We start from the raw sequence: 21,334 nt of genomic DNA on the forward strand, positions 1-21,334 counted from the left end.
TACTTGAACAGGGGGGTTCACTGTGTTCTCGCTGATCCCGACCGAGCGCCGGGAGGGGCCAGTCGTGCGCCCGCACCGGCGCGCTGGATAGGGTCCACCTGCGATGGCACGACGACGGACAGCGGCGGAGCGGTTCCCGGCCCGGATGAAGAAGCGGCTTCACCGGGTCCGTGTCGGCGTGCGCAAATCCGGTGTCGACTACTTCCGGGGCGACGGATCCGACTGGATGGCCCTGGTGGGCCTGCTGCTCACGGTGCCGCTGATCGCCGCGGGCACGCTCACCAACTCCCTCTGGTTCTCCCCGGCGGCCCTGGTGCTGCCGATCGTCGCGGGCGGACTGCTGCTGCGCCCGGCGAGCCTGCTCGCCCTGTACGCCGCCGCCGCGACCGCCCTCATCGTGGAGTCGGTGCGCCTCGGCCCCTACGGCGAGGGCCCGGCCCGGGTGACGCCCGGAGTGGTCCTCGTCGTCGCCGCCTGCGGCTTCACCGGGCTGCTCATCGCCCAGTTCCGCAGCCGGGTCGGCGTGCCCTGGCGACGCGGCGGCACCATGCTCTTCGACCTGCGCGAACGCATCCGGGTGCAGAGCAAGCTGCCGTCGCTGCCGCGCGGCTGGCACCGCGAGATGGCGCTGCGCCCCGCGGGCGGCCAGTCCTTCTCCGGCGACTTCGTGGTGGCCGCCCGCACCCAGGGGGGCCGCACCCTGGAGGTCGTCCTCACCGACGTGTCCGGCAAGGGCATGGACGCGGCCTCCCGCGCGCTGCTGCTCTCCGGGGCCTTCGGCGGCCTCCTCGGCTCGCTGCCGCCGCACGACTTCCTCACCGCCGCCAACGGCTATCTGCTGCGCCAGGACTGGGACGAGGGCTTCGCGACCTCCATCCATCTGGTGCTCGACCTCGACTCCGGCGACTACGAGCTGTTCTCGGCGGGCCATCCGCCGGGCCTCCAGTGGTCCGCCGGTTCCGGCCGCTGGGAGCAGAAGGCCCCGGAGGGCCCGCTGCTCGGGGTCTACGACGGCGCCCAGTTCGACCCCCTCAAGGGCACCCTGCGCCCTGGCGACGTGCTGATGCTCTTCACGGACGGCCTGGTGGAGACCTCGGAACGGGACCTGGACGAGGGCATCGACCGGCTCACCGGCGAGGCCGACCGCTATGTGGCGGGCGGTTTCCGGGGCGCGGCCTGGCACCTCATCGAGGCGGTGGCCCGGGACGTCAACGACGACCGGGCGCTGCTGCTGATCTCCCGGGACACCCAGGTACCCGGCTGACCGGGCCCGGCCGTCCGCGCCTGGCCGTCCGCGCCTGGCCATCCTGACGGGGCCGGGCGGACCGGACGGGGCCGGGTGAGCCACCCGGGGCCGGAGCCGGGCTCTGACCGGCCTTCCGGGAGTGCCCTGGAGCGCCGGTGGAGCGCCCTGGAACAAGCCGTCCGGGTGACGGCCTGGCCCGGGCGGGAGGTCCCGGTTGGGGCCGCCGGGGCCGGGACCGTCCGCGTGGACGCCGAACGCCGCCGTGACGGGCGGCCACGGCGGCGTTCGGGGGCGGGGGAGGGGCGTCCCCGGTGACGACGGACCCGGGTGGCCCGTGAACCCGTGAGGGATCCGGAACCCTCCGGAGGGGTCCGGAGAGTTCCGGGACGCGCCCGGTGACGCGGGACCTCAGTGCCGGGTCTCCGCGTGGACCCCTGAACGGGCCCGCTCCGACGGCACGTCGACGAGGGTGACCGCGACCGCGTCAGCGGACGGGTCCGGCCCCCGGGACGGGGCCGGGTCAGGGGCTGCTGCCCCCGGGAGCGCCCCGCCGGGCAGCAGCCGGGCCAGCCAGTGCGACCGTCCGGCGGCCAGCGGCCCGAGCACGGCGAGCAGCAGCACGTATCCGGCGATGAACGGCGACAACCGCTCGTCCAGCCCGGCCCCCGCCGCCATCGTGGCGAGGATCAGCGCGAACTCCCCGCGCGCGAGGAGCGTCGTGGAGATGTTGGCGGCGGGCCCGGGACCGAACCCGTACAGCCGTGCCGCGCCCACCCCGGCGAGGACGTTCATCAGCAGCGTCAGGAAGACGGCGGCGAGCACCGGCCACAGCACGACCGGCAGGTCACCGGGGTCGATGGAGAGCCCGAAGGCGAAGAAGAAGATGGCCCCGAAGGCGTCCCGCAGCGGATGCACCAGGGTGCGGACGCGCTCCCCCGAGGTGGTGCTGCCGAGCATCAGGCCGACCATGAACGCGCCGATCGCGTCGGCGACCCCGAACCACTCGGAGACCCCGGCGACCAGCACGGCGGCCCCCAGGAACGAGATGACCAGCAGCTCGTCGTCCTTGGTGGCGAAGAGCCGGCCCACGACCCGGGTGCCGTACCGGGCGGCGAGCGCGAGGACGAGCAGGAAGGCGAACGCCTTGCCCGCGTCGGCCGCCGCGGCGGCGAGGCTGTCGGCGCCGGACAGGATGGGCTGGAGCGCGGCCAGGTAGAGGGCGAGGAAGACGTCCTCGACCACGATGATGCCGAGGATCGGCCGGGTCTCCGGGTTGCCCAGCCGTCCGGTGTCGACGAGCACCTTGGTGACGATCGCGGACGACGAGATGCCGAGCACCCCGGCGAGGACGAGCGCCTCGGAGGTGCCCCAGCCGAGCGCGAAGCCGAAGCCGAGTCCGGCGCCCACGTTCAGGGCGAGGTAGACGCCCCCGGCGAGGGCCATCCTGCGGCCGCCCGTCTTGAGGTCGTCGAGGTGGAACTCCAGACCGAGGTAGAAGAGGAGCAGCACCAGGCCGAGCGCCGAGAGCATCTCCAGGTCGTGCGGGTCGGCGACGAGCACGATGCCGGGGGTGTGGGGGCCGAGGAGTATCCCGGCGAGGATGAAGAGCGGGATGGTGGGCAGTCCGATACGGCCTCCCAGCCGTGCCAGGACCGCGGCGGCGAGGAACGCGCCGCCCATGGCGATCAGGGTGTCTGCGTGTCCGATGGGCTTCCTCCTCCGTGCGGGAACCGGTGCGGGACCGGTGTGCGGAACGGGGTGACGCGTGAGGGCGACGCGGCGGGGCGTCAAGAAGGCGTCAATAGTTAGGTTATCGAAGGATTGACGTGGAAAGCGTTCCCCGGCGCGGAGATGAGGGTCAGCCCCCATGCCGGGCTCCCCGCGCCCGGCCTCCGCGAACCCGGACCGTCGGCCTCCCGACCCGCGTGACCCAGGGTCCCGCTGCCCGCGCTGCCCGCGCTGCCCGCGCTGCCCGCGCTGCCCGCGCTGCCCGCGCCGAGATGCCCCGCTCGCCTGCCCGTCCGAGTGACGGAAGGCCCGGGAGCCGTGCGGCCGACGGTCCGCCCCCGACGCGTCCCGTTCCGCGGCCCGTCCGTGTCGTCCGACGCCTCGACGGCGGACGGTCCGGCGAAGCAGCCGGACGGCATGCGCCCTCCCCGGCCCCGGCCCCGGCGTCCGGCGGGACGTTCCCCACACCGGTGGGGCGTCGCCCCGGCGTCCGGCGGGCGTTCCCGCCCCGGCGGGGCGCACCCCACCCACCGGGGTGGGGACAACCCCACCCCGGTTGTGCGGCGGTCCTCATTCCGCTCCGACCTGCGCAATCCGTACGTTCGAAGCATCGAAGCGCGGCCCGGAAGAAGCCCGCACGGATCCACGAGAGGCATCCCCCGTCATGGCCCTGCGCAGCAAGCGGACCACCCGGTCCTCCGCCCCCGCCCCCACCACCTGGGCCGTCGAACTGAGCGGAGTGCACCGCAGCTACGGCGGACGACGGACCGCCCCGGTCCACGCGCTGCGCGGCATCGACCTCGCCCTGCCGCACGGCGGCTTCACCGCCGTCATGGGCCCCTCCGGCTCCGGCAAGTCCACCTTCCTCCAGTGCGCGGCGGGCCTCGACCGCCCCACCGGCGGCACGGTCCGGCTCGCGGGCACCGACATCACCGCGCTCGGCGAGGACGCGCTGACGGAGCTGCGCCGCGCCCGGCTCGGCTTCGTCTTCCAGTCGTTCAACCTGCTCCCGTCCCTGACGGTCGAGCAGAACGTGACGCTGCCCCTGCGCCTCGCGGGCCGGCGCCCCGACCCCGACCGGGCCGCCGCCGTCCTCCACCAGGTGGGCCTCGGGGACAAGGGCCGCCGTCGCCCCGCCGAACTCTCCGGCGGCCAGCAGCAGCGGGTGGCCGTCGCCCGCGCCCTGGTCACCCGCCCCGACGTGATCTTCGCCGATGAACCCACCGGAGCCCTGGACACCACCACGGCCAGCGAGATCCTGAGCCTGCTGCGCACCGCGGTGGACCGCTCCGGAGCCACCGTCGTCATGGTCACCCACGACCCGACCGCCGCCGCCTGGGCGGACCACGTCCTCTTCCTGGCCGACGGCGCGATCACCGACGAGCTGACCGGAGCCCCGGCCCCGGTCATCGCCGACCGCCTCACCCGGCTCATCGCCCACTCCCGCCGTCCCGCCGGAGCGGTGGCCTGATGCGCGCCAACGGACTCGCCCGCGCCGCCCTCCGCTTCCGCCCCTCCGCCTTCGCGGGCACGTTCATCGCCCTGTTCATGGCCGCGATGATCGTCAGCGCCTGCGGCATCCTGCTGGAGACGGGACTGCGCGCCTCCGTCCCGCCCGCCCGCTACGCCGACGCCCCGGTGGTCGCCGCCGCCGACCAGAAGGCCCACCACCGCGTCCAGGACCCCACGGGCGAGCGCGTCGACAACGGCGCCCCGGTCCCCGACCGGGCCCGCCTCGACGCCGCCCTGGTACGGAAGGCCGCCGCGGTCCCCGGCGTTCGCGCCGCCGTCGGGGACGTCACCTTCCCCGTCCGCACCGAGCGGGCCGCCCTCACCGGCCACGGCTGGGGCGCCACCGCCTTCACCGGAGAGCGGCCCGCCCGGGGCGAGGCCCCCGCCCCGGGCGAAGTGGCGCTCACCACCGGCGGCCCCGTCCGGACCGCCGACAACGCCCCGCCCGCCGTGGGCGACCGCGTCACCCTGCACACCGCCGACGGCACCCGCGTCTTCCGCGTCTCCGCCCTCGTCGAGGCCGCCGGAGCCGCCCCCACGGCCTGGTTCGACGACACCGAGGCCCGCCGGGCCGCCGGCCGCCCGGACCGGGTCGACGCCATCGCCGTCCTCCCCGAGGCCGGGGTCTCCACCGCAGTGCTGGAGGACCGCGTCCGCGCGGCGCTCGGCACCCGCGCCCAGGTCCACACCGGCGAGGACCGGGGAGCCGTCGAGGAGACCCGGGTCGACGACGCGGCGGAGACGCTCATCGGCATCGGAGCCTCCTTCGGCGGCACCGCGACCATGATCGCCGTCTTCACGGCGGCGGGTACCGTCGCCCTCTCCGTCGTCCAGCGCGCCCGTGAGTACGCGCTGCTGCGCGCCATCGGCACCACCCCGCGCCAGGTGCGCCGCGCCATCGCCACGGAGACCCTGATGGTGGCGCCGCTCGCCGGAGCGCTCGGCTCGCTGCCCGGGATCGCCCTCGCGACCTGGTGGTTCGGCCAGCTCCAGGAGAAGGGCGCGATCCCCCGGAACCTCGACCTCACCCTCTCCCCGCTGCCGCCGCTGGCGGCCGTGGTGGCCGTCGTCGGCACCGGGCTCGTCGCGGGCTGGGCCGCCGCCCGTGGCCCCTCCCGGCTCCGCCCCGGCCAGGCCCTCGCCCAGGCCGCAGTGGAACGCTCCCGCCCCGGCTGGATCCGCCTCGCCCTGGGCGTCGCCGCGGCGGGCGGCGGGATCGCCCTCGCCGCCGTCGCGGGGTCCACGGCGGGGGAGGACGCGGCCAACGCCGCCCTGGGCGTCGTCATGCTCCTGATGGTCGCCGTGGGGCTGCTGGGCCCGCTCGTGGCCCGCGCCTGCGCCGTACTGATCGGGCTGCCGATGCGCGGCGCGGGGGCGGCGGGCTCCCTGGCCGCCGCCAACTCCCGCACCAACGCCCGTCGGCTGGCCTCCGCGATCACCCCGATCGTCCTCGCCGTCTCCTTCGCCTCGACCCTGCTGTTCCTGCACTCCAGCCAGGACCGGGCGACCGTCCGCCAGCAGACCGCCGGGGTCACCGCCGACCACGTGGTGCGCCCCGTGGCGGGCGGCTTCGCCCCCGGCGCGGCGGCCCGGGCCGCCGAGGTCCCCGGAGTGACGGCCGCCGTGGGCCTGACCCGTACCGCGGTGCTGATCCCCACCGGCTCGGGCGTGGATTCCCTGCTGCGCACCGCGTCGACCCAGGCCGTCGACGGCACCCCCCGAGCCCTGCGGGCCGTCCAGGACCTGGGCGTCCGTGAGGGCGCGCTGTCCCTCGGCCCCGGCCGGATCGCCCTCGACACCCGCCTCGCGGACGCCGTCGGCACCCGGGTCGGCGAACGCCTGCGGCTGTGCCTCCCGGACGGCACCGAGGCGGCCTTCGAGGTGGTCGCCACCTACGCCCACGGCCTCGGCCTCGCCGAGGTCACCATGGTCCGCTCGGACGTGGCGCCGCACGTCACCGATCCGTCCGCCACCGAACTGTGGGTCAAGGGCGGCACCCCCCAGGCGCTCGCCGCCCAGGGAACGGTCCTCGACGGCGACGGCCACACGGCGGCCACCTCCGTCGAGCGGGAGCTGAACGCCTGGGCCAACCGGCTGATGGCCGCCGTCCTCGGTGGGTTCGCCGCCGTCGCCACCGCCAACACCCTGGTGATGACCGTCCTCGACCGCCGCCGCGAACTGGGCACCCTGCGGCTCATCGGCTCCACCCGCCGCCAGGTGCTGCGCATGATCCGCTGGGAGGCGCTGCTCGTCGCCGCCGCCGGAGTGGTCCTCGGCAGCGCCATCGCCCTGCTGACCCTGGTCCCCCTGGTCCGTGGCGTCACCGGGGAAGGCGTCTACATACCCCCGGCGGTGTACGGCTCGCTGGTGGGCGCGGCGGTCGTCCTGGGCCTCGGGGCGACGGCCCTGCCCGCCCGGGCGGTGCTCCGCTCCCCGCACGGGGCGGCGTAGCGTCCCCCGGGGTGTCCGGCCACACTCGACCCATGACCGAGACACCCCGGGGGACGGACCCCGCCGCACCGCCCGTACTGACCCCGGACGAGGTCGGGTCCCTGGCCCGCGCGGCCCACGAGGGCCAGACCGACAAGGCGGGCCGCCCCTACGCGGAGCACCTGAGGGCGGTCGCCGAAGGGGTACGGGCCCGGTGCGGCGACCGGGACCAGCTCACCGCGGCCTGGCTGCACGACGCGATCGAGGACGGTGCCCTGAGCGAGGAGTGGCTGGCCGGGGCGGCGCTCACCCCCCGCACCAAGGCGATCGTCCTCGCCCTCACCAAGCGGCCGGGGGAGCCACCGGAGGGGTACGCCCGGCGGATTCTCGACACCCCGGGGGCGCGACTGGTGAAGGAGGCCGACCTGGCGCACAACGCCGACCCCGCCCGGCTCGCCGTCCTGGACGCCCCCACCCGGGACCGGCTGACCCGCAAGTACGCCGCGATGCGCACCCTCCTGGGCCTCCCACCGCACTGACCGCGCGACGGGCTCCCGCGCGACGGAACGGCGGCGGGGCGGGTGCCCGGCGCTGAGCCGGGCACCCGCCCCGTCGAACAGGCGTCAGCGTGCCGCGTGGCGGGCCCGGCGGCGTCGGCCGGAGGCGTCCCGCCGCATCGCCCACTTGAGCTCGGGCTCCAGCACGAAGCGCAGCGCCCGGCGGAAGGGCGGGGTGCACATCACCGTGACGGCGGCGCCCGCGACCAGCGTCACGAAGACCTGGCCGAGGGGGCTGTGCACCCACGCCGGTTCGTACCAGCCCCAGAAGCGGGAGCCCTTGGCCAGGAAGCCGTGCAGCAGATAGCCGCACAGGGTGCCCGCGCCGAGCGCGGTGAACCACATCCGGCGGCGCGGCACCCAGGAGAGGAAGCAGGCGGTGAGCGCCATCGAGCAGCCGAACAGCGCGAAGGTCATGAGGGGGCCGATCCACCAGGCGAAGCCCAGCTCCTGGGCGCTGTTGCTGTGGTACAGCCAGTCGACCTCCATCCGGGGCGCCGCCCACCAGGCGGTGACCAGCGCGGCGGCCATGACCGGCACCGACAGCAGCCGCACCTCGCGGCGCCGGAACAACTGGAAGTGCTCCGGCCGCATGCACAGGCCGATGACGAAGAACGGCATGAACTGCAGCACCCGCTGGAGGTCGAAGTCGTTGCCGATGCTGGGGGCGGCCGAGGCGAGCGCGGCGATGCCGAGGGCGATCGGCACCGGCCAGCGCACCACGTTCCACAGGGGGGTGGAGACCCGCCAGACGAACAGCGCGATCAGGAACCAGGTCAGGTACCAGGGGTCGAGCAGGCTCAGCTTGTGCCCGGGGTCGTCGTCCGCCCACCGCTTGAAGAAGGTGTAGGCGATCTCGAAGACGACGTACGGCGCCACCACCGTGGTGAGCAGCTTCCGCACCCGCCCGGGGGTCATGTCGAAGCCCCGCGAGAAGTAGCCCGAGATGAGGATGAACGCGGGCATGTGGAAGGTGTACACGAAGAGGTAGAGCGCCAGCGCCGTCCGGCTCTGTCCGGTCAGCGGCTCCCAGGAGTGGCCCATCGCGACCAGGACGACGGCCAGGTACTTGGCGTTGTCGAAGAAGGGGTCGCGCTGCTTGGCGGGTCCGCCGTCGGGGCCCGGCGGACCGGGGGCCGCCAACGGGGCGTCGGCGCGCCGGGAGCGGGGGGTGGGCACCCCGTCGGCGAGGTCACCGAGGGAGTGCGCTCCGGTGGGGCCGTGCGGACCGGGCCGCGCGGACGTGCCCGTGCGGTCGGTCGGCGCGCCGGTGGCGGGCGGATCGGCGAGCGGCGGGAGCGGTACCGAATGACGGCCGATCGGCCGCAGCGAGTTGGTCACAGATCCTCCCACCAAGAGCCGGGGGAGACGATCCGCGACCGCACCGCACGCGCGTGGGGCAGGGCAGTGGGAAACATTTGAGGAACCTTAGCGTCGGGGACGGCATGGGGTGAAACGACACCTGACGTTTGCCGTACCGCGTCCTGTCGAAATCGGCCCATGGTCGGCGCGTACCCCGTAATAGCGGAAGCACCCACTGTTCAACAATCCCCCCACCAGGCTCCCGAAGTCATCGCCCCGACCATGCAGTTGACCCCTATATACCCTTTATCCCGTCTTAAGCGGGGCGTAACACTCGCGGGTGACGTTGCCGGAATGTCCCAATGGCGCAGAGGGTGACCTGTCCGGGTGGAGGTCGGGCGGCCCTCCGGCCGCCTTCGGTGATCCCCGTCACCGTGTTCCCGGCGACAATGCGGAAAAGCCGCGAACAAACCGTTCGGAACGGTGAAACCACGGCCGGGAATTCCCCGACGGCGGTCAGTGGAATTCCCCGGACCGGGCCGTCCTCCGGCTCCCGGCGCCCCACGCGGAAGCCCTGCTCGCCGCCGTCACGGCCCCCGCCCGTACCACCTCCGCGGCCCTTGTCGGCTCCCACCGGCCGGTGGGTCGCGTCCCGTCCCGCGCGCCCTCCCGGACGCCCCCGCGCTGGACGATCCGTCATGGGCCGCATGGTCGGCGCCCGTTGGTGGCACCATGGTTCTGGTGGGGTGTGCGAGACCGCGCGTCCATCCGGAGCGGAACCGACCGAGGGTGTGTGATCAGAGTGGCCATCTCGCTATCAGTGGTACTGCTGTTGGCCATCATCCTCGTGGTGTTGATACGCGGGGGGTCGCTCAAGGGAGGCCCCGCCGTCGTCGCGGTCCTCTTCGGCTTCTTCCTCGCCTCGACGGGCATGGCCGACGAGATCCAGGGCTTCCTCGACGCGGTCGGCGACTCGGTCGCCTCGATCACCCCCTGAGCCCGCCCGGCGTCCCCCCCCGGGTCCCCGTCGCGGCCCTTGCCCCCGCGAGCCCCGTCCGCCCCGTGCCCGGCCCGGTCCCGGCGACACGCCCACCCCCGGTGACACGCCGTGCCCCGGACGTCACGGCCGTGCCGTGAGGCAGCCCTCCGCCCCGTGAACGAGCCGTGAAACGCGGCGGAGCCGGTACCGACAGGAACACCTGTCGGTACCGGCTCCGCACACCGTCTGGAGCGGGCGACGGGAATCGAACCCGCGTAGCTAGTTTGGAAGACTAGGGCTCTACCATTGAGCTACGCCCGCACGGTCGCACCGCAGGTCGTGGACCTGGGCACGGGCAGCATCCTAGCGGGTCGGGAGCCCTGGTCGCACACCGCTTTCCCCGTGCCGCGCCACCCCGGGAAATGCTGAGGTCCCGCGGCCTGCGGGCATGTACCCTTCGTGTCGCACCGACGGGGTGTGGCGCAGCTTGGTAGCGCGTCCGCTTTGGGAGCGGAAGGCCGTGGGTTCAAATCCCGCCACCCCGACCACGCGAAGATCGCCTTTGGGGCGGTGTCTCGCCTGCGGCTACTATGCATACTGCGCGCCCGTGTGTCCGCACGTTTTGTACGCAGCACTGTGCCGTCCCAGAGGACGGCGACAGCTCTGTACACGCACACGTACGTCTCTCAGGGCCGCCACTGTGCCGAGGCTCCCCGTTCCGGGAGCGGCCCGGTAGACACCAGAGAAGTCAGCCACAAGGAGACCGAACCGTGAAGAGCGCCGTGGAGACCCTGAACCCGACCCGGGTTCGGCTCACTGTCGAGGTGCCCTTCGAGGAGCTCAAGCCCAGCCTCGACGCGGCGTACAAGAAGATCAACCAGCAGGTCACGGTGAAGGGCTTCCGCAAGGGCAAGATCCCCGCCCGGGTCATCGACCAGCGCTTCGGCCGTGGTGCCGTGCTGGAGGAGGCCGTCAACGACGCGCTTCCGAAGTTCTACACCGAGGCGGTCAACGAGGCCGAGCTGAACGTCCTCGGCCAGCCCGAGGTCGACATCACGGAGCTGAAGGACGGCGAGACGCTGAACTTCACCGCCGAGGTCGACGTCCGCCCGACCATCGAGATCCCCGACTACTCGGGCATCGAGGTCGAGGTCGACGCGATCGAGGTCACCGACGCCGACATCGACAAGGCCGTCGAGGAGCTGCGCGGCCGGTTCGCCTCCACCTCCCCGGTCGAGCGCGCCGCCGCCGACGGCGACGTCGTGACGATCGACCTGGAGGCCAAGGTCGACGGCGAGGTCCTCGCGGACGGCGTCGCCGACGGCGTCTCCTACACGATCGGCTCCGGCGAGCTGCTGGACGGCATCGACGAGGCCGTCACGGGCCTGGAGGCCGGTGGCGAGGCCACCTTCACCTCCCAGCTCAAGGGCGGCTCCGCCGAGGGCAAGGACGCCGAGGTCACCGTCAAGGTCACCCAGGTCGCGGCCCGTGAACTCCCCGGCCTGGACGACGACTTCGCCCAGCTCGCCTCCGAGTTCGACACCCTCGAGGAGCTGCGCGCGGACAGCCGCAAGCGCCTGGAGAACATGAAGCAGTACGACCAGGCGACCCAGGCCCAGGAGCGGGTCCTGGAGAAGCTGCTCGAACTGGTCGAGGTGCCCGTCCCCGAGAAGCTGCTCGAGGACGAGATCAACACCCGCAAGCACAACCTCGAGCACCACCAGCTCGGTCAGATGGGCCTCTCCCTCGACAAGTACCTGGAGATCCAGGGCAAGACCGCCGAGGAGTTCGAGGACGAGACCAAGACCGCCGCGGTCAAGGGCATCAAGACCCAGTTCGTCCTGGACGAGCTGGTCAGCAAGGAGAAGCTGAACGTCAACCAGGAGGAGCTCACCGAGCACCTCATGCGGCGCGCGGCCTCCTCCGGCATGTCCCCCGACCAGTTCGCCCAGGCCGTCGTCGAGGGCGGCCAGGTCCCGATGCTGGTCGGCGAGGTCGCCCGCGGCAAGGCCCTCGCGGTCGTGGTCGAGGCCGCCACCGTGAAGGACACCAACGGCGAGGTTGTCGACCTGGACGACGAGGACGACGCCGACACCGACGAGGCCGCCGAGGCGACCGAGACGGTCGAGGCCGCCGACGAGGACGCCCCCAAGGAGTCCTGACCCACCCGGCACCGAGAAGGGCCCGGAAGCGCACCCGCGCCTCCGGGCCCTTCCGCCGTCCCACCCCCTAGCACCCCCACCCCCTCGCACCCCCGCCCCCTGCGGGCCCTCCACGCCCGTACTCCCTCGGGGTGCTCCACCGCCCACCCCCTCGCACACCCTTGCGGACCCTCCCCGTCCCCACCCCCTCGCGCCCCCCACCGCCCGCGCCCCGGACCCGCTTCCCCCACCCGCCGCTGGCCTGTTTCCCCCGAGCGCGGGACCCGCTTCCCCGGCCCGTTCCCCCGAGGGCGGGACCCCGCTTCCCCGGCGTCCCCGGACCCGCTTCCCCCGTGCCCCCGGGCGGCTTCCCCCGAGTCCCGGACCCCGCTTCCCCGGCGTCCCCCCGCCCCTCCACCGCCCCCGCCCCCGGGCGCCCGGCCCCGCCCGCCCGGCCCTCGGCGCCCGCCGCCCGTCCGGCGTCGGCGACCTGCGCTGACAGCGAACAGTTCCTCATGCGGGATGGCCCCCGGCCCCCATCGCGTTAGGGTCCATGAAGACGAGGGCAGGGGAGCCCCGTACCCGCCGCGACGCGGCGCAGCGCGGGGTCCCGTGCCCCAGCAGAAGACGTGAGACGGCCCGGCGCCGTCGTAAGACGAGCAGGTGGATACGTGACGAATCTGATGCCCTCCGCCGCCGGCGAGCCCTCCTTCGGTGGTGGCCTCGGCGACCAGGTCTACAACCGGCTGCTCAACGAGCGGATCATCTTCCTCGGCCAGCCGGTCGACGACGACATCGCGAACAAGATCACCGCGCAGCTGCTGCTCCTTGCCTCCGACCCGGACAAGGACATCTACCTCTACATCAACAGCCCCGGTGGCTCCATCACCGCGGGCATGGCGATCTACGACACCATGCAGTACATCAAGAACGACGTGGTGACCATCGCCATGGGCATGGCGGCCTCGATGGGGCAGTTCCTGCTCAGCGCGGGCACCCCGGGCAAGCGCTTCGCCCTCCCGAACGCCGAGATCCTCATCCACCAGCCGTCCGCGGGCCTCGCGGGCTCCGCCTCGGACATCAAGATCCACGCCGAGCGGCTGCTGCACACCAAGAAGCGGATGGCGGAGCTGACCTCGTTCCACACCGGGCAGTCCGTCGAGCAGATCACCCGCGACTCGGACCGCGACCGCTGGTTCGACCCGATCGAGGCCAAGGAGTACGGCCTGATCGACGACATCATGCCCACCGCGGCGGGCATGCCGGGCGGCGGGGGCACCGGGGCGGCCTGAGCCGGATCCACCCCGGCCCCGCAAGAGCCCTCCAGCCGACCGTCACCGCGCCCAGCGCCCCTCAGGAGAGTTACATGAACGACTTCCCCGGCCGCGGCCTCTACGCCCGCACGGAGGCCGAGTACACCGGCCCCCGCGCCGAATCCCGTTACGTCATCCCGCGCTTCGTGGAGCGCACCTCGCAGGGCGTGCGCGAGTACGACCCGTACGCGAAGCTCTTCGAGGAGCGGGTGATCTTCCTCGGCGTCCAGATCGACGACGCCTCCGCCAACGACGTCATGGCGCAGCTGCTGTGCCTGGAGTCGATGGACCCCGACCGTGACATCTCCGTGTACATCAACAGCCCCGGCGGCTCGTTCACGGCGCTCACGGCGATCTACGACACCATGCAGTTCGTGAAGCCGGACATCCAGACGGTGTGCATGGGGCAGGCCGCCTCCGCCGCCGCGATCCTGCTCGCCGCCGGCACCCCCGGCAAGCGCATGGCCCTGCCGAACGCGCGGGTGCTGATCCACCAGCCGTACAGTGAGACGGGCCGCGGTCAGGTGTCCGACCTGGAGATCGCCGCGAACGAGATCCTGCGGATGCGCGCCCAGCTGGAGGACATGCTGGCCAAGCACTCCACCACGCCGATCGAGAAGATCCGCGAGGACATCGAGCGCGACAAGATCCTCACGGCGGAGGACGCCCTGGCGTACGGGCTCGTCGACCAGATCATCTCCACCCGGAAGATGAACAACTCCAAGGTCGTCTGATCCCGCCACGGCATGATTTGCTGCCCCTTGGCGTGACACGTTCCGTCTCCCGCGCGTTCCCACGAGTTCACGGGAGACGACGCGAACCACGCCAAGGGGGGCCCGAACGGGGGGCCCGGCAAGGTACCGTCGAATATGAGGCACCAGGAGACGCTCGCACGAGCCGTCTCCCAGGCGAAGGGGAAGCACCTCGTGGCACGCATCGGTGACGGCGGCGATCTGCTCAAGTGCTCGTTCTGCGGCAAGAGCCAGAAGCAGGTCAAGAAGCTCATCGCAGGTCCCGGCGTGTACATCTGCGACGAGTGCATCGACCTCTGTAACGAGATCATCGAGGAGGAGCTCGCGGAGACGAGCGAGGTGCGCTGGGAGGAACTGCCCAAGCCCCGCGAGATCTACGAGTTCCTGGAGAGCTACGTCGTCGGCCAGGAGGCCGCGAAGAAGGCTCTGTCGGTGGCGGTCTACAACCACTACAAACGCGTTCAGGCGGGCGAGAGCGCGGGCGCCCAAGGGCGTGAGGACGCCATCGAGTTGGGCAAGTCCAACATCCTGCTGCTCGGTCCCACCGGGTCCGGCAAGACCCTGCTCGCGCAGACGCTCGCCCGGATGCTCAACGTCCCGTTCGCCATCGCGGACGCCACCGCGCTCACGGAGGCGGGCTACGTCGGCGAGGACGTCGAGAACATCCTGCTGAAGCTGATCCAGGCCGCCGACTACGACGTCAAGAAGGCCGAGACCGGCATCATCTACATCGACGAGATCGACAAGGTCGCCCGCAAGAGCGAGAACCCGTCGATCACCCGCGACGTCTCCGGGGAGGGCGTCCAGCAGGCCCTGTTGAAGATCCTGGAGGGCACCACCGCCTCCGTTCCCCCGCAGGGCGGACGCAAGCACCCGCACCAGGAGTTCATCCAGATCGACACGACGAACGTCCTGTTCATCGTGGGCGGCGCCTTCGCGGGCCTGGAGAAGATCATCGAGTCCCGGGCGGGCGCCAAGGGCATCGGCTTCGGGGCGACCATCCTCTCCAAGCGGGAGCTGGAGTCCAAGGACCAGTTCGAGGACGTCATGCCCGAGGACCTGGTGAAGTTCGGGATGATCCCCGAGTTCATCGGACGGCTCCCGGTCATCACCTCGGTGCACAACCTGGACCGCGAGGCCCTGCTCCAGATCCTGGTCGAGCCGCGCAACGCGCTGGTCAAGCAGTACCAGCGGCTGTTCGAACTGGACGGTGTGGAGCTGGACTTCGAGCGCGGCGCGCTGGAGGCCATCGCCGACCAGGCGATCCTGCGCCAGACCGGCGCCCGGGGTCTGCGCGCCATCATGGAGGAGGTGCTGATGCCGGTGATGTACGAGGTCCCGTCCCGCAAGGACGTGGCCCGGGTCGTCATCACGGCGGAGGTCGTCCACTCCAACGTCAACCCGACCCTGATCCCCCGGGACTCCCGGGGCCGGGGCTCCGGCGAGCAGAAGACGGCCTGACGGAAGAGGGCCCGACGGCCCCCGAGCACACGCGTGAGGCCCCGGACGACACCTCGTCGTCCGGGGCCTCACGCGTACGCGGGTTACTCCTTGACGCGGATGGACGCGCGGAGGTCGGCCGTCACCTGGGCCGAGACGTTCAGGGAGACGCCGTTACCGCTTTCGGCGGGGATCGCCAGCGCCAGGGTGCTGTAGTCGGCCCACATGCACATGTACTGGGTGTCCAGCTCGCCCGCCTGGTCCCTGGCCTGCGCCTGCTGGCACTTGAAGACGGCCCCGTCGCCGCCCTTCGGCTTCACCGTCTTGACCTCGCCGACGAGCTTGATCTGCTCCGACTTCTCCTTGGTCATGCTTGCGAAGGAGGCGTCGATGGCGCCCTCGGGGTCCTTCACCTTGCCGTAGAGGCCCATGAAGGTGACCGCCTTGGACGCGGTGATCTGCTCGGGGGAGGGCTTGGCCCCCGGGGTGAGGTCCACCGTCGAGTACATCGCGGAGACCGCCTTGGCCTCGGTGACCCCGCTCTTGGCCAGCTGCTTGGCGCTGTCCGAGGTGGAGGCGTCCTCGGGGGCCTTCTCCGGGGTCATCCGGGTGTACGCGCCGTCCAGCACCTTCTCCGGTGTGGTCAGCTTGTGCGGCCCGTCGTCCGCCAGGCCCGAGTCGCCCGAGTCACCGCTCAGGACGAGGTAGCCACCGAGCGCGGCCGCCGCGACCACGGCCACCGCCACGCCGATGATCAGACCGGTCTTCTTCTTGCCGCCCGCCGGGACCGGGGGCTCCGGGAAGCCGTAACCGGGCTGCCCGGGCTGGCCCGGCTGCTGGGGGTACCCGTAACCGGGCTGGCCGGGCTGCCCCGGCTGCTGGGGGTAGCCGTACCCCGGCTGGGGGGCGGCGGCCTGCCCGGGCTGCTGCGGGTACCCGTAGCCGGGCTGCGGGGGCTGCGGCTGCTGGCCGTAGGGACCCGACTGGCCGTACGGTCCCGGCTGCTGCGGCTGCTGGCCGCCGTACGGGCCCGGCTGGTTGTAGCTCATGGAAGGTCCTCCCCGAACGCTTATGTGCTGCCGACATCCTGACGCAACGCCCCGGAGGGGGGCAGGGGAGGGGCGGCACCGTTACCGAACCCGTGGTTTCTGCACCGGACCGTGACGCCTCTAAACTGGGCCCGTGACCGAGAACTCGCAGCAGCAGAACCAGAGCCCCAGCACCGAACTGCCGACCCAGTACGCGCCGGCCGAGGTAGAGGGGAAGCTGTACGAGCGCTGGGTGGAGCGCGGTTACTTCGAGGCCGACGCCAAGAGCGACAAGCCCCCGTTCACCGTGGTCATCCCGCCCCCCAACGTCACCGGCAGCCTGCACCTCGGGCACGCCTTCGAGCACACCCTGATCGACGCCGTCACCCGCCGCAAGCGCATGCAGGGCCACGAGACGCTCTGGCAGCCCGGCATGGACCACGCGGGCATCGCCACCCAGAACGTCGTCGAGCGGGAACTGGGCAAGGAGGGCAAGTCCCGTCACGACCTGGGCCGTGAGGCGTTCGTCGAGCGGGTGTGGCAGTGGAAGGCCGAGTCCGGGGGCCAGATCTCCGGCCAGATGCGCCGCCTCGGCGACGGGGTCGACTGGTCCCGGGAGCGCTTCACCATGGACGAGGGCCTCTCCAAGGCCGTCCAGACGATCTTCAAGCGGCTCTTCGACGACGAGCTGATCTACCGCGCCGAGCGGATCATCAACTGGTGCCCCCGCTGTCTCACCGCCATCTCGGACATCGAGGTGGAGTACCAGGACGACGACGGCGAGCTGGTCTCCATCCGCTACGGCGAGGGCGAGGACTCCCTGGTCGTCGCGACCACCCGGGCCGAGACCATGCTCGGTGACACCGCCGTGGCGGTCCACCCCGACGACGAGCGCTACCGGCACCTCGTCGGCCGCACGATCGCCCTGCCGCTCACCGACCGGCGCATCCCGGTGGTGGCGGACGCGCACGTCGACCCCGAGTTCGGCACCGGCGCCGTCAAGGTGACCCCGGCCCACGACCCCAACGACTTCGAGATCGGCCAGCGCCACGACCTGCCCTCGGTCACGGTGATGGACGAGCACGCCGTGATCACCACCCCCGGCCCGTTCCAGGGCCTGGACCGGCTGGAGGCCCGCGGCGCCATCGTCGCCGCGCTGCGCGCCGAGGGCCGGATCGTGGCCGAGAAGCGTCCGTACAGCCACTCGGTGGGGCACTGCTCGCGCTGCAAGACCACCATCGAGCCCCGGCTCTCCCTCCAGTGGTGGGTCAAGGTCGCCCCGCTGGCCAAGGCCGCCGGTGACGCCGTCCGCAGCGGCGAGGTCGACATCCACCCCCGGGAGATGGAGAAGCGCTACTTCGACTGGGTGGACAACCTCCACGACTGGTGCATCTCCCGCCAGCTGTGGTGGGGGCACCGCATCCCGGTCTGGTACGGCCCGAACGGCGAGGTCGTCTGCGTCGGCCCCGACGAGGAGCCGCCCACCGGCGAGGGCTGGCACCAGGACACCGACGTCCTCGACACCTGGTTCTCCTCCGGCCTCTGGCCGTTCTCCACCCTCGGCTGGCCCGAGGAGACCGAGAGCCTCGCGAAGTTCTACCCGAACTCCATCCTCGTCACCGGCTACGACATCCTGTTCTTCTGGGTCGCCCGGATGATGATGTTCGGCCTCTACGCGATGGACGGCACCCCGCCGTTCAAGACGATCGTGCTGCACGGCATGGTCCGCGACCAGTTCGGCAAGAAGATGTCGAAGTCCTTCGGCAACGCGGTCAACCCGCTGGACTGGATGGACACCTACGGCTCCGACGCGCTGCGCTTCACGCTGGCGCGCGGCGCCAACCCGGGCGTGGACGTGCCGATCGGCGAGGACTGGGTGCAGGGCTCCCGCAACTTCGCCAACAAGATCTGGAACGCCACCCGGTTCGCCCTGATGAACGGCGCCACGGTCGAGGGCGAGCTGCCCCCCGCCGAGGAGCTGTCCGCCGCCGACCGGTGGATCCTGTCCCGGCTGAACGCCACCATCGCCGAGGTCGACGCCCTCTACGAGGACTACCAGTTCGCGAAGCTCTCCGACGCGCTGTTCCACTTCGCGTGGGACGAGGTCTTCGACTGGTACGTGGAGCTGTCCAAGACCACGTTCCTGGGCGGTGGCGAGGCGGCCCGGGTCTCCGGCCGGGTCCTCGGCGAGGTCCTCGACGTGACGCTGCGGCTGCTGCACCCGGTGGTGCCGTTCGTCACCGAGACCCTCTGGACCACCCTCACCGGCGGCGAGTCGCTGGTGATCGCGGACTGGCCCGAGGACAGCGGTTTCCGCGACCCGGCGGCCGAGCGGGAGATCGAGGCCGTCCAGCGGCTGATCACCGAGGTCCGCCGGTTCCGCGCCGACCAGGGCCTCCAGCCGGGCCAGCGGGTGCCCGCGCGGCTCACCCTCGACGGTTCGCCGCTCGCGCCCCACGAGGCCGCGATCCGGCAGCTGCTCCGCCTCCAGCCGGAGGGCGAGGGCTTCGCCGCCACCGCCACCCTGCCGGTCTCCGGGGTGGAGGTCGCCCTCGACCTCTCGGGGACCATCGACGTGGCCGCCGAGCGCAAGCGGCTCACCAAGGACCTGGCCGCCGCCGAGAAGGAGAAGGCCCAGGCCAACGCCAAGCTCGGCAACGAGGCGTTCCTCGCCAAGGCGCCCGACCAGGTGGTCGACAAGATCCGTGGCCGCCTCGCCAAGGCGGACGAGGACATCGCCCGCATCCAGGCCCAGCTGGAGCGCCTCCCGGCCGCCTGACGGCGTCCGAACGGGACGCCGTCCCACGGCCCCTCCGTACGGAGCCCGGCCCGGTCACCCCGACCGGACCGGGCTCCGGCCCGTCCGGGACCGTCGGCACCGGGACCCGTCGGCACCGGGACCCGTCAGCCCCGGGACCGGACGCGGCCGGACCGGACGCGGCGGGCCCGGCGGCGGGGCGGCGGGTGCGCCGCTGTCGGTGGCGCTCCGTAGACTGGCCCCGTGAGCGAGTTCCCCCCGGACCAACCGGACCGTGACCCCCTGGAAGCCCCGGACCAGTTCGACGAGATCGTCGAGGCCGAGACCGGCCGCGACCCCGACCTGGCGGTGATCGAGGCGGGGAGCCGCACCCTGCGCACCCAGGGCGCCGCGCCCGTGCGGGACCTGCCCGGCCGCCCCGAGGACCCGGAGACCGACGCCGCGCTGCGCGAGGTCGAGACCGAGCTGGCGTCCCGCTGGGGCGAGACCAAGCTCGAACCGTCGGTCACCCGGATCGCCGCGCTGATGGACGTCCTGGGCGAGCCCCAGCGCTCCTACCCGTCGATCCACATCACCGGCACCAACGGCAAGACGTCCACGGCCCGCATGATCGAGGCACTGCTCGGCGCCTTCGACCTGCGCACCGGCCGCTACAGCTCCCCCCACGTCCAGTCGATCACCGAACGGATCAGCCTGGACGGCGCCCCGATCGCCCCCGAGCGGTTCGTGGAGACCTACCGGGACATCCAGCCGTACGTGGAGATGGTCGACACCCAGCAGGACTTCCGGCTCTCCTTCTTCGAGGTGCTCACCGGGATGGCGTACGCGGCCTTCGCGGACGCCCCCGTCGACGTCGCCGTGGTCGAGGTCGGCATGGGCGGCACCTGGGACGCCACCAACGTCATCGACGCCTCGGTGGCCGTGGTCACCCCCATCGACCTGGACCACACCGACCGCCTCGGCGGCACGCCCGGCGAGATCGCCACCGAGAAGTCCGGGATCATCAAGCCCGACGCCACGGTGATCCTGGCCCAGCAGCCGGTGGACGCCAGCCAGGTGCTGCTGCGCAAGGCCGTCGAGGCGAACGCCACCGTGGCCCGGGAGGGCCTGGAGTTCGGCGTGCTGGCGCGCCAGGTCGCCGTCGGCGGGCAGCTGCTCACGCTGCGCGGCCTCGGCGGCGAGTACGAGGAGGTCTTCCTCCCGCTGCACGGCGCCCACCAGGCGCACAACGCGGCCGTGGCGCTCGCCGCCGTGGAGGCGTTCTTCGGCGTCGGAGCCCAGCACTCCCGGCCGCTGGACGTGGACGCCGTCCGCAAGGCGTTCGCCTCCGTCACCTCCCCGGGGCGGCTGGAGATCGTCCGCCGCTCCCCGACGGTCGTGCTGGACGCCGCACACAATCCGGCGGGCGCCCGCGCGGTCGCCGGGTCGCTGGACGAGGCGTTCGGCTTCAGCCGGCTGATCGGCGTGGTCGGCACCAGCGCGGAGAAGGACGTGCGGGGCCTGCTGGAGGCGTTCGAGCCGGTCTTCACCGAGGTCGTGATCACCCAGCACTCCACCCATCGCGCGCTGCCCGCCGACGAGCTGGCCGCGATCGCCGTGGAGGTGTTCGGGGAGGACCGCGTCCAGGTGGAGCCCCGGCTGGACGACGCCATCGAGGCGGCGATCACGCTCGCCGAGGAGGAGGGCGAGTTCTCCGGCGGGGGAGTCCTCGTCACCGGTTCCGTGTTCACCGTCGGGGACGCCCGGCTGCTCCTGGGGAGGGGCTGACCGTGCGGATCCTCTGTTCGTCCACCCTGCTGGCCGAGTTCTTCGTGATCGGGTTCGCCGGACTCGTCGCCATGAAGGACCCCGACCTCTCCGCCGCCACGGTGTGGGCGGTGTGCGGGGCGCTGATGGCGCTGAGCCTGCTGCTCTGCGGCCTGGTGGGCAAGGAGAGCGGCGTCCGGATGGGCTGGGCGCTCCAGATCATGCTGGTGGTCGCCGGGATCTACGTCCCGATGATGTTCGTCCTCGGGATCGTCTTCGGCGGGCTGTGGTGGGCGTCGATCCACTTCGGCCGGAAGGTGGACGAGGCCAAGGCGCGCTGGGCCGCCCACGAGGCCGCGGCGGCCTCAAGCCCTGGGCCTGACGCTGCGTGACGGGCTCCGG

Annotated in this window: 15 protein-coding genes and 2 tRNA genes; 13 read left to right on the forward strand and 4 right to left on the reverse strand. The window is 72.5% G+C overall.

What is annotated here, in order from left to right:
* The first annotated feature begins 103 nt into the window (after positions 1 to 103).
* Positions 104 to 1,264 (forward strand): PP2C family protein-serine/threonine phosphatase, encoded by a 1,161-nt coding sequence (locus ACVWNX_RS23675; RefSeq protein ID WP_454409719.1) that lies wholly within the window; start codon positions 104 to 106, stop codon positions 1,262 to 1,264.
* Positions 1,265 to 1,654: 390 nt separating this feature from the next.
* On the opposite strand, the gene ACVWNX_RS23680 is transcribed toward ACVWNX_RS23675, so the two are convergent.
* Entirely contained in the window at positions 1,655 to 2,926 is a 1,272-nt protein-coding gene (locus tag ACVWNX_RS23680) for a cation:proton antiporter (RefSeq protein ID WP_454409721.1), read from the reverse strand.
* A 712-nt stretch (positions 2,927 to 3,638) separates the two neighbouring features.
* Between ACVWNX_RS23680 and ACVWNX_RS23685 the strand changes: the two genes are divergently transcribed.
* From ACVWNX_RS23685 to ACVWNX_RS23695, 3 genes are read left to right on the forward strand one after another with little or no spacing between them, the layout of a single operon-like run.
* Complete coding sequence (locus ACVWNX_RS23685; RefSeq protein WP_454409723.1) at positions 3,639 to 4,445, forward strand: ABC transporter ATP-binding protein; 807 nt, start codon at positions 3,639 to 3,641, stop codon at positions 4,443 to 4,445.
* Positions 4,445 to 6,937, forward strand: a complete 2,493-nt coding sequence (locus ACVWNX_RS23690) for an ABC transporter permease (RefSeq protein WP_454409724.1) — start codon at positions 4,445 to 4,447, stop codon at positions 6,935 to 6,937. Before ACVWNX_RS23685 ends, ACVWNX_RS23690 begins: the two co-directional genes overlap by 1 nt.
* 32 nt (positions 6,938 to 6,969) lie before the next feature.
* Positions 6,970 to 7,455 (forward strand): HD domain-containing protein, encoded by a 486-nt coding sequence (locus ACVWNX_RS23695; protein WP_454409726.1) that lies wholly within the window; start codon positions 6,970 to 6,972, stop codon positions 7,453 to 7,455.
* A gap of 84 nt (positions 7,456 to 7,539) precedes the next feature.
* Here ACVWNX_RS23695 and ACVWNX_RS23700 read toward each other — a convergent pair whose 3' ends face one another.
* Positions 7,540 to 8,814, reverse strand: a complete 1,275-nt coding sequence (locus ACVWNX_RS23700) for an acyltransferase family protein (RefSeq protein WP_454409728.1) — start codon at positions 8,812 to 8,814, stop codon at positions 7,540 to 7,542.
* Between the two features lie 763 nt (positions 8,815 to 9,577).
* Between ACVWNX_RS23700 and ACVWNX_RS23705 the strand changes: the two genes are divergently transcribed.
* On the forward strand, positions 9,578 to 9,772 hold the full coding sequence (locus ACVWNX_RS23705; RefSeq protein WP_454414906.1) for a hypothetical protein: 195 nt from the start codon (positions 9,578 to 9,580) through the stop codon (positions 9,770 to 9,772).
* Between the two features lie 229 nt (positions 9,773 to 10,001).
* On the opposite strand, the gene ACVWNX_RS23710 is transcribed toward ACVWNX_RS23705, so the two are convergent.
* A tRNA-Gly gene (locus ACVWNX_RS23710) sits at positions 10,002 to 10,075 on the reverse strand.
* A 150-nt stretch (positions 10,076 to 10,225) separates the two neighbouring features.
* On the opposite strand from ACVWNX_RS23710, the gene ACVWNX_RS23715 reads away from it, so the two are divergent.
* The 5 genes from ACVWNX_RS23715 (at position 10,226) to clpX (ending at position 15,421) form a co-directional block, all read left to right on the forward strand.
* Positions 10,226 to 10,302, forward strand: a tRNA-Pro gene (locus tag ACVWNX_RS23715).
* 222 nt (positions 10,303 to 10,524) lie between these two features.
* Positions 10,525 to 11,916, forward strand: a complete 1,392-nt coding sequence (tig, locus tag ACVWNX_RS23720) for a trigger factor (RefSeq protein WP_454409729.1) — start codon at positions 10,525 to 10,527, stop codon at positions 11,914 to 11,916.
* A gap of 662 nt (positions 11,917 to 12,578) precedes the next feature.
* Positions 12,579 to 13,187 (forward strand): ATP-dependent Clp protease proteolytic subunit, encoded by a 609-nt coding sequence (locus tag ACVWNX_RS23725; protein ID WP_454414907.1) that lies wholly within the window; start codon positions 12,579 to 12,581, stop codon positions 13,185 to 13,187.
* 74 nt (positions 13,188 to 13,261) lie between these two features.
* Positions 13,262 to 13,942, forward strand: coding sequence for an ATP-dependent Clp protease proteolytic subunit (locus ACVWNX_RS23730; RefSeq protein WP_454409731.1), 681 nt, complete (start codon positions 13,262 to 13,264; stop codon positions 13,940 to 13,942).
* Positions 13,943 to 14,134: 192 nt separating this feature from the next.
* Positions 14,135 to 15,421: an ATP-dependent Clp protease ATP-binding subunit ClpX gene (gene clpX / locus ACVWNX_RS23735; protein ID WP_454414908.1), complete on the forward strand. Its 1,287-nt coding sequence runs from the start codon at positions 14,135 to 14,137 to the stop codon at positions 15,419 to 15,421.
* An 83-nt stretch (positions 15,422 to 15,504) separates the two neighbouring features.
* On the opposite strand, the gene ACVWNX_RS23740 is transcribed toward clpX, so the two are convergent.
* On the reverse strand, positions 15,505 to 16,449 hold the full coding sequence (locus ACVWNX_RS23740) for a hypothetical protein (protein WP_454409732.1): 945 nt from the start codon (positions 16,447 to 16,449) through the stop codon (positions 15,505 to 15,507).
* 133 nt (positions 16,450 to 16,582) lie between these two features.
* Between ACVWNX_RS23740 and ACVWNX_RS23745 the strand changes: the two genes are divergently transcribed.
* From ACVWNX_RS23745 to ACVWNX_RS23755, 3 genes are all read left to right on the forward strand, one after another.
* Positions 16,583 to 19,207, forward strand: a complete 2,625-nt coding sequence (locus tag ACVWNX_RS23745) for a valine--tRNA ligase (RefSeq protein ID WP_454409734.1) — start codon at positions 16,583 to 16,585, stop codon at positions 19,205 to 19,207.
* A gap of 222 nt (positions 19,208 to 19,429) precedes the next feature.
* The gene (folC, locus tag ACVWNX_RS23750) at positions 19,430 to 20,953 is read left to right on the forward strand and encodes a bifunctional tetrahydrofolate synthase/dihydrofolate synthase (protein ID WP_454409736.1); all 1,524 of its coding nucleotides are present in this window, start codon (positions 19,430 to 19,432) and stop codon (positions 20,951 to 20,953) included.
* 2 nt (positions 20,954 to 20,955) lie between these two features.
* Positions 20,956 to 21,324: a DUF4233 domain-containing protein gene (locus ACVWNX_RS23755; protein WP_454409738.1), complete on the forward strand. Its 369-nt coding sequence runs from the start codon at positions 20,956 to 20,958 to the stop codon at positions 21,322 to 21,324.
* The last annotated feature ends 10 nt before the right edge of the window (positions 21,325 to 21,334 follow it).

This window comes from Streptomyces sp. JNUCC 64 (genome assembly GCF_054484115.1).